At 71.9% G+C, this 14,369-nt stretch carries 11 protein-coding genes; 5 read left to right on the top strand and 6 right to left on the bottom strand.

Annotated features, from left to right (window positions below):
- Positions 1–485 precede the first annotated feature (485 nt).
- Positions 486–2,075 (top strand): phosphoglycerate dehydrogenase, encoded by a 1,590-nt coding sequence (gene serA, locus AQJ67_RS34355; RefSeq protein WP_062723255.1) that lies wholly within the window; start codon positions 486–488, stop codon positions 2,073–2,075.
- 62 nt (positions 2,076–2,137) lie between these two features.
- On the opposite strand, the gene AQJ67_RS34350 is transcribed toward serA, so the two are convergent.
- Positions 2,138–3,685 carry an MFS transporter gene (locus tag AQJ67_RS34350; protein ID WP_062723254.1) on the bottom strand — a complete coding sequence of 516 codons (1,548 nt, stop codon included), beginning with the start codon at positions 3,683–3,685 and terminating at the stop codon, positions 2,138–2,140.
- Between the two features lie 124 nt (positions 3,686–3,809).
- On the opposite strand from AQJ67_RS34350, the gene AQJ67_RS34345 reads away from it, so the two are divergent.
- Entirely contained in the window at positions 3,810–4,391 is a 582-nt protein-coding gene (locus AQJ67_RS34345) for a TetR/AcrR family transcriptional regulator (RefSeq protein WP_062723253.1), read from the top strand.
- On the opposite strand, the gene AQJ67_RS34340 is transcribed toward AQJ67_RS34345, so the two are convergent.
- The 5 genes from AQJ67_RS34340 to AQJ67_RS34320 all read right to left on the bottom strand — a co-directional run bounded on the left by AQJ67_RS34340 (position 4,378) and on the right by AQJ67_RS34320 (position 10,699).
- Entirely contained in the window at positions 4,378–5,130 is a 753-nt protein-coding gene (locus AQJ67_RS34340; protein WP_244190665.1) for an ATP-binding cassette domain-containing protein, read from the bottom strand. The genes AQJ67_RS34345 and AQJ67_RS34340 overlap by 14 nt on opposite strands.
- Complete coding sequence (locus tag AQJ67_RS34335) at positions 5,123–6,094, bottom strand: ABC transporter ATP-binding protein (protein ID WP_062723252.1); 972 nt, start codon at positions 6,092–6,094, stop codon at positions 5,123–5,125. The genes AQJ67_RS34340 and AQJ67_RS34335 overlap by 8 nt, the downstream gene beginning before the upstream one ends.
- Entirely contained in the window at positions 6,084–7,889 is a 1,806-nt protein-coding gene (locus AQJ67_RS34330; RefSeq protein ID WP_244190664.1) for an ABC transporter permease subunit, read from the bottom strand. The genes AQJ67_RS34335 and AQJ67_RS34330 overlap by 11 nt, the downstream gene beginning before the upstream one ends.
- A 38-nt stretch (positions 7,890–7,927) precedes the next feature.
- Positions 7,928–9,421, bottom strand: a complete 1,494-nt coding sequence (locus AQJ67_RS34325) for an ABC transporter substrate-binding protein (RefSeq protein ID WP_062723250.1) — start codon at positions 9,419–9,421, stop codon at positions 7,928–7,930.
- A gap of 63 nt (positions 9,422–9,484) precedes the next feature.
- The gene (locus tag AQJ67_RS34320) at positions 9,485–10,699 is read right to left on the bottom strand and encodes a PucR family transcriptional regulator (RefSeq protein WP_062723249.1); all 1,215 of its coding nucleotides are present in this window, start codon (positions 10,697–10,699) and stop codon (positions 9,485–9,487) included.
- Positions 10,700–10,827: 128 nt separating this feature from the next.
- Here AQJ67_RS34320 and AQJ67_RS34315 point away from each other — a divergent pair, with 128 nt between their 5' ends.
- The 3 genes from AQJ67_RS34315 to AQJ67_RS34305 all read left to right on the top strand — a co-directional run bounded on the left by AQJ67_RS34315 (position 10,828) and on the right by AQJ67_RS34305 (position 14,353).
- Positions 10,828–11,754 carry a proline dehydrogenase family protein gene (locus AQJ67_RS34315; protein ID WP_062723248.1) on the top strand — a complete coding sequence of 309 codons (927 nt, stop codon included), beginning with the start codon at positions 10,828–10,830 and terminating at the stop codon, positions 11,752–11,754.
- Positions 11,755–11,806: 52 nt separating this feature from the next.
- On the top strand, positions 11,807–13,438 hold the full coding sequence (gene pruA / locus AQJ67_RS34310) for an L-glutamate gamma-semialdehyde dehydrogenase (protein WP_062723247.1): 1,632 nt from the start codon (positions 11,807–11,809) through the stop codon (positions 13,436–13,438).
- A 78-nt stretch (positions 13,439–13,516) separates the two neighbouring features.
- On the top strand, positions 13,517–14,353 hold the full coding sequence (locus AQJ67_RS34305) for an alpha/beta fold hydrolase (protein ID WP_062723246.1): 837 nt from the start codon (positions 13,517–13,519) through the stop codon (positions 14,351–14,353).
- Positions 14,354–14,369: the final 16 nt, after the last annotated feature.

The following is a 14,369-nucleotide window of genomic DNA, read 5'->3' as shown; positions in this document are numbered from 1 at the left end:
CTGGAGACCACCGGCAAGCAGCTGCGCAAGCTGATGAGCTGGGTCGACGAAGAGGCGTGAGCCACGCCTTCCGTGGCGGTACCCTCGGCTGGGGGTACCGCCACGGGGCTTTGCCCCGGATCCATACGGAGACCCCATACAAAATGGCGTTTCTCGTCCGGGTGATCCTTCCGCAGAGGCGCAAGACGCCCTCCGCCGCGCCACTACACTGGCGCACAACATTCGCGTCAGGCCCACAGCGTCGTGCGTCTCCACGCGGCCAAGCGACACCGAGGAATGTGAGGCACACTCCCACGCCGCCCGGCACGCACTCTCGCCGCACCGGCCAAAGGCCCTAGTAGCTCCGCTACGAGGACCTTCGTCCGGCACACCGAGAGCACGCACCGAACGACGCAGGAGCGCACCCCACATTCCCCGGTGCCGCTCCCCCTCCACCGCCAGCGGCCGTCGGGACGGCCGTCCGCATTGGACTTGTGAGGACTCACGTGAGCTCGAAACCCGTCGTACTCATCGCTGAAGAGCTGTCGCCCGCGACCGTGGACGCGCTTGGCCCCGACTTCGAGATCCGCCACTGCAACGGAGCAGACCGAGCCGAACTGCTCCCGGCCATCGCCGAAGTGGACGCGATCCTGATCCGCTCCGCCACCAAGGTCGACGCCGAGGCCATCGCCGCCGCGAACAAGCTGAAGGTCGTCGCCCGAGCCGGCGTCGGCCTGGACAACGTCGACGTCTCCGCCGCCACCAAGGCCGGCGTGATGGTCGTCAACGCCCCCACCTCGAACATCGTGACCGCCGCCGAGCTGGCCTGTGGTCTGCTCGTCGCCACCGCCCGCCACATTCCGCAGGCCAACGCCGCGCTGAAGAACGGCGAGTGGAAGCGCAGCAAGTACACGGGCGTCGAGCTCGCCGAGAAGACCCTCGGTGTCGTGGGTCTGGGCCGGATCGGCGCGCTGGTCGCCCAGCGCATGTCCGGCTTCGGCATGAAGGTCGTCGCCTACGACCCCTACATCCAGCCCGCGCGCGCCGCCCAGATGGGCGTCAAGGTGCTGTCGCTGGACGAGCTGCTCGAGGTCTCCGACTTCATCACCGTCCACCTGCCCAAGACCCCCGAGACCGTCGGTCTCATCGGCGACGAGGCGCTGCGCAAGGTCAAGCCGAGCGTGCGCATCGTCAACGCCGCGCGCGGCGGGATCGTCGACGAGGAGGCGCTGTACTCCGCCCTCAAGGAGGGCCGGGTCGCCGGTGCCGGCCTCGACGTGTACGCGAAGGAGCCCTGCACGGACTCCCCGCTCTTCGAGTTCGACCAGGTCGTCGCCACCCCGCACCTCGGCGCCTCCACCGACGAGGCGCAGGAGAAGGCCGGTATCGCCGTCGCCCGCTCGGTGCGCCTCGCCCTCGCCGGTGAGCTCGTGCCCGACGCGGTCAACGTCCAGGGCGGCGTCATCGCCGAGGACGTCAAGCCGGGTCTGCCGCTCGCCGAGCGCCTCGGCCGGATCTTCACGGCGCTCGCCGGTGAGGTCGCGGTCCGCCTCGACGTCGAGGTCTACGGCGAGATCACCCAGCACGACGTGAAGGTGCTGGAGCTCAGCGCCCTCAAGGGTGTCTTCGAGGACGTCGTCGACGAGACCGTGTCGTACGTCAACGCCCCGCTGTTCGCGCAGGAGCGCGGCGTCGAGGTGCGGCTGACGACCAGCTCGGAGTCGTCCGACCACCGCAACGTCGTCACCGTGCGCGGCACGCTCTCGGGCGGCGAGGAGGTCTCGGTCTCCGGCACGCTGGCCGGCCCCAAGCACCTCCAGAAGATCGTCGCCGTCGGCGACTACGACGTGGACCTCGCGCTCGCCGACCACATGGTCGTCCTGAAGTACGAGGACCGTCCGGGTGTCGTCGGCACGGTCGGCCGGGTCTTCGGTGAGGCGGGCATCAACATCGCCGGCATGCAGGTCTCGCGTGCCGTCGCCGGTGGTGAGGCGCTGGCCGTCCTGACCGTCGACGACACGGTGCCCTCCGGGGTGTTGATCGAGGTTGCCGAGGAGATCGGGGCTACGTCGGCTCGTGCGGTGAACCTGGCCTAGGTTGCCGTGTCCGGGGGCGGCAGCCCCCAGACCCCCGCATCGGCCCTGAACGGGCCTCGTCCTCAAACGCCGGACGGGCTGAGTTGACTCGGCTCGTCCGGCGTTTCGCATGCCCGCTCCCGCACCTCGACCCGCCGTAGTGCCACCGCCGCCAGCACCGCGGCCCCCGCGAGCAGCACCGCTCCCGCGACGGCCGCCCCCTGCATCCCGCTGGTGAACGCCTCCCGCGCGGCGGTGGCCAGGCCCGGGACCCGGTCGGCGACGGCCAGCGCTCCGCCGAGGGTCTCGTGCGCGGCGTCCGGGGCCGATGCCGGGATCTCGTGGCGGTAGACCGCCGTACCGATGGAGCCGAGGACGGCCATGCCGAGGGCGCCGCCGAACTCGGCGCCGGTCTCCAGCAGGGAGGACGCGGAGCCCGCCCGTTCCACCGGGGCGGAGCCCATCGCGAGGTCCATGATCTGGGACATCACCGTGACGCCCCCGACGGCGATCACCGCGCACGCGGTCAGCACCAGCCAGAGCGAGTCCGTGCCGGCGAGGGACAGCAGCGCGAAACCGGATGCCGAGACCGCGAAGCCGCCGGTGACGACGTAGGCGCGGTTGACGCCCCGCTGCACCAGCTGGGTCGCGAGCGGTCCCGCCGCGCCGATCGGCACCGACGGCAGCAGCGCCCACAGGGCCGCCTCCAGCGCGCCCATGCCGAGCACCGACTGGAGGTACTGGGTGGTGAAGTAGGACGAGCCCAGCACGCCGAACATGCAGACGAGGTTGAGGACCACGGAGGGTGCGAAGCCGCGTCCGCGGAACAGGGCCGGGGAGATTATCGGGGCCGCGGCCGTGCGCTGGCGGTGGACGAAGAGGCCAGCGAACAGCAGGCCGACGGTGATCGAGACGACGTAGAGGACGTTCCAGCCCTCGGACGGGATCTCCTTCAGGCCGTAGACCACGGGCAGCACCGCCGCCATGGACAGCGGGACGCTCGGCCAGTCGAAGCGGCCGGCCGCGGGGTTCCGCGACTCGGGGAGCAGGAGGGGGCCGAGGAGCAGCAGGAGCGCCATCGCGGGCAGGTTGACCAGGAAGACCGAGCCCCACCAGAAGTGCTCGACCAGGACGCCGCTCATCACCGAACCGAGGGCGACGCCGGCCGTCATCACGCCGGACCACACGCCGATCGCCTTCGCGCGCTGCGCCGGGTCGGTGAACATCGTGCGGAGGAGGGCCATGGTCGCCGGCATCAGGGTCGCGCCGCCGATGCCGAGGACAGCGCGGGCCGCGATCAGGACCCCGGCGCTGTTCGAGTACGCGGCCATCAGTGACGCGGCGCCGAAGGCGGTGGCGCCGATCAGCAGGAGGCGGCGGTGGCCGATGCGGTCGCCGAGCGAGCCCATCGTCATCAGCAGGCCGGCCAGGACGAAGCCGTAGATGTCGAAGATCCACAGCTGCTGGGTGCCGCTCGGCTCCAGGTCCGCGCTGATGGCCGGGATCGCGAAGTACAGGACCGAGACGTCCATCGAGACCAGCAGCAGCGGAAGCATCAGGACGCCGAGGGCGGTCCAATCACGACGGCCGGCTCGGGTGCCCGTCGACGGGCTCATCGGGTTCGTTGTCATGGCGGTGAATGTACGCGCGTCTTAAACGTGTGTCTAGAACGGACGTATGGAACGGTCGTATAAAACAGCTGTATGGGACGGATGTATGGGACGGATGTATGGATCGGGGGTAGGGTGGGTCGTCATGGGACACCGTGAGGATCTGCTCGAGGGAGCCAAGCGCTGCCTGCTGGCGAAAGGCTTCGCGCGCACGACCGCGCGCGACATCGTCAAGGAGTCGGGGACCAATCTGGCCTCGATCGGCTACCACTACGGCTCGAAGGACGCCCTGCTGGCGGAGGCGTACCTGGCGTTGGTCGGGGAGCTCTCCGAGGCGTTCGACGGCGAGGAGGGGGAGGCCGACGCCGAGCCCGGCTCGGTCGAGCGGTTCCGGCAGGTGTGGTCGAACATCATCGGCACCATGCGGGGGCCGGGATCGATGTGGCATCTCAGCATGGAGATCGTGGTCATGGGGGACCAGCTGCCCGCGGTGCGGGACCACCTGGCGCGGCAGCAGCGGGACGCGGAGCGGGCTCTTGTCGCGCTGTTCATGGGCGTGCCGGAGGAGGAGGTCTCGGACAAGACCCTGGACACCCTCGGCAGGTTCTACACGACCCTCATGACGGGTCTCATCGCACAGTGGAACTTCGACCCCGAGCGCGCGCCCGACGCCGAAGCGCTCACCGAAGGGCTCACCCAGGTGATCGAGGCCGCTACCCGGACATGACGCGCCCCTCGCGCATCTCGATCGCCCGGTCCGCGACATGCCGTACGACGGCCCGGTCGTGGCAGATGAACAGATAGCCGAGGCCGAGGTCGTCCTGGAGGTCGGCGAGCAGGTTCAGTACGCCGGCCCGGACGGAGGGGTCGAGGGACGACACCGGCTCGTCCAGGACCAGCAGGCGTGGCTCCGAGGCCAGAGCGCGGGCGATGCCGGCGCGTTGGCACTGGCCGCCGGAGAGCTCGTGCGGGAGGCGGTCGCCGTACGACGGGTCGAGGCCCACCCGGTCGAGGAGTTCGGCCACGCGGGCGGGGCCGTCGGCCGCGCTCCAGCGGCCCTGGGCCTTCAGCGGTTCCGCCACCGCGTCGCGGATGCGGTGGCGGGGGCTCAGGGAGCCGTACGGGTCCTGGAAGACGGGCTGCATGCGCGGGCGGAGCGGGCGCAGCTCGCGTTCGGTGAGGGTCGTCAACTCCCGCCCCTCGAACACGACTTCACCGGCGGCCGGGCGGCGCAGCTGGAGCACCGCGAGCGCCGTGGAGGACTTGCCGCAGCCGGACGGGCCGTTGAGGGCGAGGGTCTCGCCGGGGGAGAGGGTGAACGAGACGTGATCGACGGCCGTGACGTCGCCGTAGCGGACGACGAGGTCGCGGACGTCGAGCAGGACGCCGGCCGAGGTGTCGGCCGAGGTGTCGGGCGAGGTCTCGGGCCGGGTCTCGGGCCGGGTGTCGGGCCGGGTGTCACTCATGGAACAACTCCGTTGCCGGGTACGGGAGTTCGGGCCAGCGGTGACAGGACACCAGGCGCTTCTCCACCTCCTGCGGCTCCGGTTCCGCGGTGGCGCAGGCGTCCGCCGCGAGGGGGCAGCGCGGCGCGAAGGCGCAGCCGGGCGGGAGCGCGGCCGGGGCGGGTGGGGTGCCGCGGAGGGCGGGGAGGCGGCGGCCCGGGGGCGCGTGCTGGGGGAGGGAGGCCAGCAGGCCCGCCGTGTACGGGGCCCGGGGGCGGGTCAACACCTCGTCCGCCGGGCCGAGTTCGGTGAGGCGGCCGGCGTACATGACCAGCACGCGGTCCGCGTGGTCCCGTACGACGTCCATGTCGTGGGTGACCAGGACGAGCGCGGCGCCCACGGCCTCCCGCTGCTCGGCGAGCACGCGCAGCACCTGGTCGCGGCGTTCCTCGTCCAGGGCGGTGGTGGGCTCGTCGGCGACGACGACGTCGGGTTCGTTGATCGTCGCCATGGCGATGACGGCGCGCTGCCGCATGCCGCCGGAGTACTCGTGCGGATACGCCCGTGCCGTGCGGGCGGGGTCCGGGATGCCGACCCGGTCGAGCGCGGCGACCGCCCGGGCGCGGGCCTCCTTGCGGGAGACGTGGGCCACCGACCGTACGGCGGCGGCGAGTTGGTCGCCCACCGGGTGCACGGGGGAGAGGGCGGAGAGGGCGTCCTGCGGGACCAGGGAGATACGACGGCCGCGGTGGGCCGACAGGTCCGGCTCGATCGCGCCGCTCGTCGTCGCGCCCCGCGGCAGCATGCCCAGCAGCGCCCGGGCGGTGAGGGACTTGCCCGCGCCCGACTCGCCGACGATCGCGAGGGCCTCGCGGGGGCGGACGTCGAAGGACAGACCGCGCACCACCTCGATGCCGTCGAAGGCGATGCGCAGGTCGCGCACCGAGAGAAGTGCCTCGGTCGAGAGGAGTGCGTCAGACGGCAACGGAGGCCTCCTTCTTCGGGGCGCGCTTCTTCGGGGCGCGCTTCTTCGCGGCGCGCTTCTTCGGGGCGCGCTTCTTCGCGGTCGGCGTGGCTCGCCGTACCCATGCCCTCCTGCCCTGCACGGCCGCCGCCCCCGACACCGCGAGGCCCGCCAGCAGGGCGAGTGCGACGGCCGGGGCCAGGGCTGCCCAGGGGGCGCGTTCGACGTAGGCGCGGGACTCGTCGAGGAGCAGGCCCCACTCGGGGGCGGGCGGCTGGGCGCCCAGGCCCAGGAAGCCGAGGGAGGCCAGGGCGAGGGCGATGCCGGGGAGGCGGAGGAGGGCGTGCCGGGCGACGGGCGCGGCGACGGACGGCAGGACGTGCCGGGTGAGGATCCAGAACGGGGTCGCGCCCATGGCGCGCTGGGCGGTCAGGAACGTCGACGCCCGCACCTCCTGCACCAGTGCCGCCGCGTGCGCGGACAGGGCCGGCCAGGAGATCAGCGCGACCGCGAGGGCCGCGCCGCCGGTGCCGGGGCCGGTCGCCGCGGCGACCAGGATGCCGACGATCACCGGGGGCAGGGCGTTGGCGATGTCGGCGGCGCCGGCCGCGACGCCGGGCAGGAAGCCGAGGGCGAGCGCGACCAGCAGGCTCAGTACGCAGATGGCGGCGGCCGTGCCCACGGTCGAGGCGGCGCCGTGTCCGAGCCGGGCGAGCACGTCACGGCCGAGGGCGTCGGTGCCGAGCGGGTGGGCCCAGGTGGGGGCGGCGAGGCGGGCGGCGGTGTTGACGGTGTACGGGTCGCGCAGCAGACCCCAGCCGATGGTCACGGCGAGGACTGTGAACAGAGTCAACGGGATCGCCGGGTGTGTACGGACCGGACGCGCCGGGGGCAGCGTCAGACCGGCGTCACGCAGGGCGGGGCCCAGCAGCCGTCGCCGGGTGAACGCGGCCGCCGCGCCCGCGACCAGGCCGAGCAGCAGCAGCGCCAGCACCGACCCCTGGAGCAGCGGCAGATCCTGCGACTTGGCCGCGCCGAGCGCCGTACGGCCGATGCCGGGCACCGCGAACACCATCTCCACGGCGACCGCGCCGCCGGTCAGGCCGACCGCGACCATGCCGAACTGCGGTACCAGCGGCGGCAGTACGCGCTTGAGGGCGGCCGCCGAGATCGCCGTACGACTCACTCCCGCGCCCCGCCACAGCTCCACCCACCGTTCGTCGAGGACGGCGGGCAGCGCGTCCGCGACCAGCCGGCCGAGCAGGCCGCCCGCCGGGACGCCGAGGGCGAGCGCGGGCAGCACCAGATACTCGGGGCCCGCCCACCCGGCCGTCGGCAGCCATCCCAGCCACACCCCGCACACCAGCAGCACGACGGTGGCCAGCAGGAACTCGGGGACCGCGGCGAGCATGGCGGCGAAGGCGCCGGCCGATCCACGCCCCCGCACCAGCACGGGCGCCACCAACACGGCGGCGAGTACGACCGCCACGCCGAGCGCCGCGCCCATCAGGCCCAGCGACACCTGGAGCCCGGCGATCACGGACGGCAGGACGTCGGTGCCGGACACCCAGGAGGTGCCGAAGTCGCCGCGCAGCAGGTCCGAGGCCCACCTTCCCAGCAGGGAGAGCGGACCGGCGTCCAGCCCGAGGTCCGCGCGGATCGCCGACAGGGCCTCCTCGGTCGCCTCCTGCTCGGCCGACCGGGCGCGCAGCACGGTGAGCGCCGGGTCCCGGTGCGAGAGCCAGGGCAGCAGGCCGACGGTGGCCAGGACGGCGACGAGACAGACGAGGCGGGTCAGCCCGGCGGAGCCGACCAACTTCCTTGCCGCGGACCTCACTTGACGCTGAGGGGCCTTCACTTGACGTAGGTGTCCGCCGTGACGAGTTCGCGCTCGCGCGGGTCGTGGGCCGCGTCGACGACACCGGCCGCGTCGCCCTGGATCACCCGCTCGTGGAGCAGGGGAACCGCCGCGTCGGCCGCGAGCACGGCGGCCTCGGCTGCCATGACCGCCTTGCGGCGGGCGTCGCCGACCTTGGCGCCGGAGGCCTTCTGCAGGGCCTTGTCGACCTCCGGGGACGCCAGTTGCGCGATGTTGAAGGTGCCCTTGGAGGCGAAGTCGCTGTAGAGGTACGCGGCCGGGTCGCCGGAGTCGAGGACGGTGGCGCGGGAGAGGATGAACGCGTCGAAGCGTCCCGCGAGCGCGTCGGACTCGATGTTCGCGTACTCGCGGATGTCCAGCTTCACCTTGAACCCGGCCTTCTGCAGCTGCTGCTGCAACGCGGCGGCGACCTCCGGCAGTTCGGCCCGGTCGGTGAAGGTGCCGATGGTGATCTCCGTGCCGTTCGGCCGGCCGGCCTTGGCGTGCTCGACGGGCGAGCGCAGTTCGGAGGCCCAGGGGAGGGCGGGGCCGAGGAGGCCTTCGGCGACGTCGGCGCGGCCCTCGTACACCCCCTCGACGATCGACTCGGCGTCGATGGCCTCGCGGGCGGCGGCCCGCAGCGAGGCGTCCTTGAAGGCGCCCTGCTCGGTGTTGAGGTAGAAGGTGTTGGTGCGCGGCATCGGCACCTCGGTGATCAGGTCCTGGTCGAGCACCGCGGCCTGCGAGACGGGTATCGCCTCGACGATGTCGGCCTCGCCGCTGCGCAGCGCCGCCGCGCGGGCGGTGCCGTCCGGGACGAACGTCACGTCGATGCCGGGGGCCTTGGCCTTGCCGCCCCAGTAGGCGTCGTACCGGTCGAGACTGGCGGAGGCGGTGCCGTTGACCTTGGTCAGCTCGAAGGGGCCGGTGCCGGCGCCCACCGGGTCGACCGTCTTCCCCTGGTAGGCCTTGGCCGCCAGGATCGACAGCTGTGGTGAGCTGAGCCGCTGCGGGACCAGGGGGTCCTCGGTTGCGGTGGTGACGGTGACCTTGTCGCCGGCGGCCTTCGCGGTCAGGTCCACGCCGTCCAGGATGCGGGGCTTGGGGGAGGCGGTGGCGGCCTTGGTGAGGGAGGTGACGACCGCTTCCGGGGTGAGCTTCGTGCCGTCGTGGAAGGTGACGCCGTCGCGTATCTCGAAGGTCCAAGTGCGCCCGGACTGCTGCCACTTGGTGGCCAGCGCGGGCCGGGCGTCACCGTCCTCGTCGAGCTTCACCAGGGTTTCGGCGGTCGACCAGCGGGACAGTTTGAACGCGTCGTCGGACAGCGGTGACAGCCCGGAGCGCGGGGGCTGCATCATCGCGACGCGGACGCGCTTGCCGTCCGCACCCGCGTCAGCGGTGTTCTCCGCCCCGGCGAAGCAGCCGGTGAGCAGTGCGGAGGCCGCGGTGAGGGCGGTGGCGGGGAGCAGGCGGCGAGCGGGCAGGCGCACGGGACCCTCCGGGTAAAGGGGCGGTCAAGAGAGCGGTTGCTGCGAACCGTAGCATGATGACAATCATTTCCAATACTTCCCCCAATGGCTCCGAAGCCGCGCTCCCTTCAACGCCATGTGCAGCAACAACCGGTCCTCCCCGTCGTCCAGGTCAAGGCCCGTGAGCTGTTCGACGCGGGAGAGGCGGTAGTAGAGGGTCTGGCGGTGGATGCCGAGTTCGGCGGCGGTGCGGGCGGCCTGGCCGGCGCGGTCGAGGTACGTCTCGGCGGTGCGGGCGAGTTCGTGGTGGGCGGGGGAGAGGAGCTGGGCGACCGCGGGGTCGTCGGCGGTCTCCGGGGGCAGGGACGTCAGCAGGCGGTACGGGCCGATGTGCGCCCACTCGGCGATCGGGCCCAACCGGGGTTCGGCGAGGGCGGCGCGGGCCGCGGCCGAGGCCTCCTGCCAGGCGGCGGGCAGTTCGCCGAGGCCCGTGCGGGGTGCGCCGATACCGACCGCCGAACGCGCCGCCTCGTCCTTGAGCAGCCTCGACGCCGCCGCCTGGGCAGGCGTCCGCACCTCCGCCGAGCGCAGCCGCACCAGCACCGCGAGGCTCTGCCCGCCCGCCCCCCATGGCACCGTGCACAGGGCCGTCGCGTGCGGCACCGTACGCACGGACGGGGCGTCGTCCGGGTCGGCCGACGGCCACGGGGCGACGCAGACCACGGTGTGCGGGCCGTCGCCGCGGGCGCCGAGGGCCGTACGCAGCGCCGCCACCGCCATGTCGCCCTGCCAGCCCGGCTCGGCGACCAGCACGGCCCGCAGTTCCCGGCTCAGATCCGCCCCGTGCTGCGCCTCGTCCGCGAGCAGCGCGCCGATCCGTGCCGTCACGTCCATCGCGGCCGCCAGCTGCTGCTCGGTCGGCCCCGGATCGTCGTCCAGGAGCCAGACGTAACCGAGCACGACCCCCCGATGGCGTACCGGCAGACAGATACGCCCCCGGTACACCCCGGCCTCCGGAGTCGGCGGGATCCGCACCGGGCCCGTCGCGCGTGTGATGCCGAAGCCCTCGAACCACGTCCGTACGGCCGCCGTGGAGCGGCGGGTCAGGATCGAACGGGTGCGGACCGGGTCAAGGGCCGACGCGTCGAGCTCGTCCTCACTGTCGTAGGCGCCGAAGGCGATCAGCTCGAAGTCGCGGTTCTCCAGCGTCGCGGGCACGCCCAGCAGCTCCGAGATCTCGTCGACCAGCTCCTGGAAGTCACCCTTGTATTCGGACGTCACCCGGGCATTCTCCCGCATTTCCGCGCGCCCTTCATACATCTGTCTGAGATCTGCGGCACGGATGCGTGACAGCTGTCGATGGCCGACGATCGGAGGGATCCTTAGGTTTCACGGTGGTTCTATCTGCTGGTTTGTGGAGGTGCCCCGTGCTGGGTCCCGTGATTCTTGCCGCGTCGCGCAGCGACCGGATGCGACGCCTGATCTCGGCGGCCCCGGTGACCAAGCAGGTCGTCGACCGCTTCATCCCCGGCGAGACGGTCGACGGGATCGTGCCGATCATCCAGGACCTGACCTCCCGGGGCCTGGAGCTGACGATGGACGTCGTCGGCGAGGACATCACCAGGCCCGAGCAGGCGGAAGCCGCCCGGGACGCCTATCTGGCGCTCATCGACCGGCTGAAGGAGCTGGAGCTGGGCACCAGGGCCGAGATGTCCGTCAAGCTGTCCATGTTCGGTCAGGCGCTGGAGGGCGGCCACGAACTCGCCCTCGCCAACGTCCGGCCGGTCGTCGAGGCCGCCGCCGCCATCGGCACGACGGTCACGCTCGACGCCGAGGACCACACCACCCTCGACTCGATGTTCGCCATCCACGAGGAGCTGCGGAAGGACTTCCCGCAGACCGGCTGCGTCATCCAGGCCTACCTCTTCCGCACCGAGGCCGACGCCCGTCGCCTCGCGGACAACGGCAGCCGCGTACGGCTGGTCAAGGGCGCCTACAAGGAACCCGCCGAGGTCGCCTACCAGCAGAAACACGAGATCGACAAGGCGTACGTCCGGGTCCTCGGCATTCTCATGGAGGGCGCCGGGTACCCGATGATCGGCTCCCACGACCCGCGCCTGATCGCCATCGCCCAGGAGCTCGCGTACCGCGTCGGCCGAAAGCTCGACGAGTACGAGTTCCAGATGCTGTACGGGATCAGGACCGACGAGCACCTGCGGCTGGCCGCGGAGGGCCACCGCATGCGCGTCTACACCGCCTACGGCACCGACTGGTACGGCTACTTCATGCGCAGGCTCGCTGAGAAGCCCGCCAACCTGCGGTTCTTCCTGCGCTCCATGGTCAGCAAGGGCTGAGCCCCACACAACGGCTCGAAAACACACCGCTCAGTAAGGAGTTACGGAACCCATGGACGCTGTGACCCAGGTCCCCACCCCCGTCAACGAGCCGGTGCACGGCTACGCCCCCGGCTCGCCCGAGCGTGCCCGGCTGGAGGTCAAGCTCAAGGAGCTGGCCGAGAACCCGATCGACCTGCCCTGCGTCATCGGCGGCGAGAAGCGCATGGGCGGCGGCGAGCGGTTCGACGTCGTGCAGCCGCACAACCACAAGGCGCGCCTCGGCAGCTACGGCAACGCCACCCAGCAGGACGCCCAGGACGCCATCGACGCGGCCCTCGCCGCCGCGCCGGCCTGGCGCGCGATGTCCTTCGACGACCGCGCCGCGATCATCCTGCGCGCCGCCGAGCTGCTCTCCGGCCCGTGGCGCGAGACGCTGGCCGCCTCCACCATGCTGGGTCAGTCCAAGACCGCCCAGCAGGCCGAGATCGACACGCCCTGCGAGCTGATCGACTTCTGGCGCTTCAACGTCAAGTACGCCCGTGACCTGCTCGCCGAGCAGCCCCCGGCGAACTCCCCGGGCGTCTGGAACCGCCTCGACCACCGCCCGCTGGAGGGCTTCGTCTACGCGATCACGCCGTTCAACTTCACGGCCATCGCGGGCAACCTGCCCACCGCGCCCGCCCTGATGGGCAACGTCGTGGTCTGGAAGCCGTCCCCGACGCAGACCCACGCCGCCGTGCTGCTCATGCAGCTCCTGGAGGAGGCCGGTCTGCCCAAGGGTGTCATCAACCTCGTCACCGGCGACGGCATCGAGGTCTCCAAGGTCGCCCTTGAGCACCGCGACCTCGCGGGCATCCACTTCACCGGCTCGACCAAGACCTTCCAGTACCTGTGGAAGACGGTCGGCAACAACATCGAGAAGTACCGCTCCTACCCGCGCATCGTCGGTGAGACCGGCGGCAAGGACTTCGTCGTCGCCCACCCGAGCGCCGACAAGGCCGTCCTGAAGACCGCCCTGACCCGGGGCGCCTTCGAGTACCAGGGCCAGAAGTGCTCGGCGACCTCCCGGGCGTACATCCCGGCGTCGATCTGGAACTCCGGCTTCAAGGAGGAGTTCGCCGCCGAGGTCGACTACATCACCATGGGTGATGTCACCGACCTGTCCAACTTCATCGGCGCCGTCATCGACGAGCGTGCCTTCGCCAAGAACAAGGCCGCCATCGACCGCGCGAAGTCCGACCCCACCTGCACGATCGTCGCGGGCGGCTCCTACGACGACTCGGTCGGCTACTTCGTCCGCCCGACCGTCGTCGAGTGCACCGACCCGGAGAACGAGGTCTTCACCACCGAGTACTTCGGCCCGTTCCTCGCCGTGCACGTCTACGAGGACGACAAGTACGACGAGATGCTGGAGCAGATGGAGTCGGTGTCCGCGTACGCGCTGACCGGCTCGGTCATCTCCGGCGACCGCGCGGCGGCGGCGTACACGATGGAGAAGCTGCGCTACGCGGCCGGCAACTTCTACATCAACGACAAGTCGACGGGTGCCGTCGTCGGCCAGCAGCCCTTCGGCGGCGGCCGTGCCTCCGGCACCAACGACAAGGCCGGCGCCCCGCAGAACCTGATGCGCTGGACGCTGACCCGCGCCATCAAGGAGACGCTGGTCGCGCCGACCGACTACGGCTACCCGCACATGGGCTGACGATCAGCCGGAGTGTGATGAGGGCCGGGCGCTTCGCCCGGCCCTCGCGCGTCCGCGGCAGCGGGCAGACTGTCCACCATGACGGACGCGGAGATGGTGACGACCGACGACGGGGCGGGGCTGTGGACCTCGCGGACGGGCCGGGGCCGGCCCCTGGTGCTCTGCCACGGCGGCCCCGGCCTGTGGGACATGTTCGGGGACGTGGCCGCCATGCTCGCCGACCTGGCCACGGTCGTCCGCTGGGACCAGCGCGGATGCGGACGGTCCGAGCCGTGCGCGGGCCCCTGGACCACCGACCGCTTCGTGGCCGACCTGGACGCCGTACGAACGCACCACGCGCTCGACCGGCCGGTGCTGCTCGGCCACTCCTGGGGCGCGCAACTGGCGCTGAGCTACGCGCTGGCCCACCCGGAGCGGGTCGCCGCGCTCGTGTACGTGAGCGGCACGGGCATCGACCCCGTGCCGTCCTGGCACGGGACGTACCGGGACCAGTTCACCGCCCGGCTCGACGAGGTGCCCGAACGGCACGCCCGCTGGCGGGAGTTGCCGGACGGGGACCGTGAGAAGGCGGTGCTGCAGTGGAGCGTCGAGTTCGAGGACCGGGAGCGGGCCCTGGAGCAGGCCGGGCGGATGGCCGAGCCCTGGTTCGGGATCAACCGCGAGTGCAGCAAGGCCCTGAACGCCGAGACGAAGCGGACCTGGGGCACTCCTGAGCTGTACGCCGCCTGCCAGGCGCTGGACGTCCCCGTCCTCGTCGTCGACGGCGAGCGGGACATCCGGCCGCGCTGGGCGGTCGACTCCCTGGAGCGGGCGCTGCCGAACGTGACGCGGGTGATCCTGCCGGGCGCCGGGCACCTGCCCTGGGCGGAGGACCCGAAGGGCTTCCGGGAGGCGGTGGCGGCCGCGCTGAGCTGAGCGCGGCCGACCGTCG

This window comes from Streptomyces caeruleatus, from assembly GCF_001514235.1.
Classification (GTDB): domain Bacteria; phylum Actinomycetota; class Actinomycetes; order Streptomycetales; family Streptomycetaceae; genus Streptomyces; species Streptomyces caeruleatus.
This window is presented reverse-complemented; position numbering and strand designations above follow the sequence as displayed.

What these genes read in the sequence shown, in the direction of transcription:
- AQJ67_RS34350 (WP_062723254.1), bottom strand. Translation starts at nt 3,685, where the DNA reads ATGACAACGAACCCGATGAGCCCGTCGACGGGCACCCGAGCCGGCCGT.
- AQJ67_RS34345 (WP_062723253.1), top strand. Translation starts at nt 3,810, where the DNA reads ATGGGACACCGTGAGGATCTGCTCGAGGGAGCCAAGCGCTGCCTGCTG.
- AQJ67_RS34340 (WP_244190665.1), bottom strand. Translation starts at nt 5,130, where the DNA reads ATGAGTGACACCCGGCCCGACACCCGGCCCGAGACCCGGCCCGAGACC.
- AQJ67_RS34320 (WP_062723249.1), bottom strand. Translation starts at nt 10,699, where the DNA reads ATGCGGGAGAATGCCCGGGTGACGTCCGAATACAAGGGTGACTTCCAG.
- pruA (WP_062723247.1), top strand. Translation starts at nt 11,807, where the DNA reads ATGGACGCTGTGACCCAGGTCCCCACCCCCGTCAACGAGCCGGTGCAC.
- AQJ67_RS34305 (WP_062723246.1), top strand. Translation starts at nt 13,517, where the DNA reads ATGACGGACGCGGAGATGGTGACGACCGACGACGGGGCGGGGCTGTGG.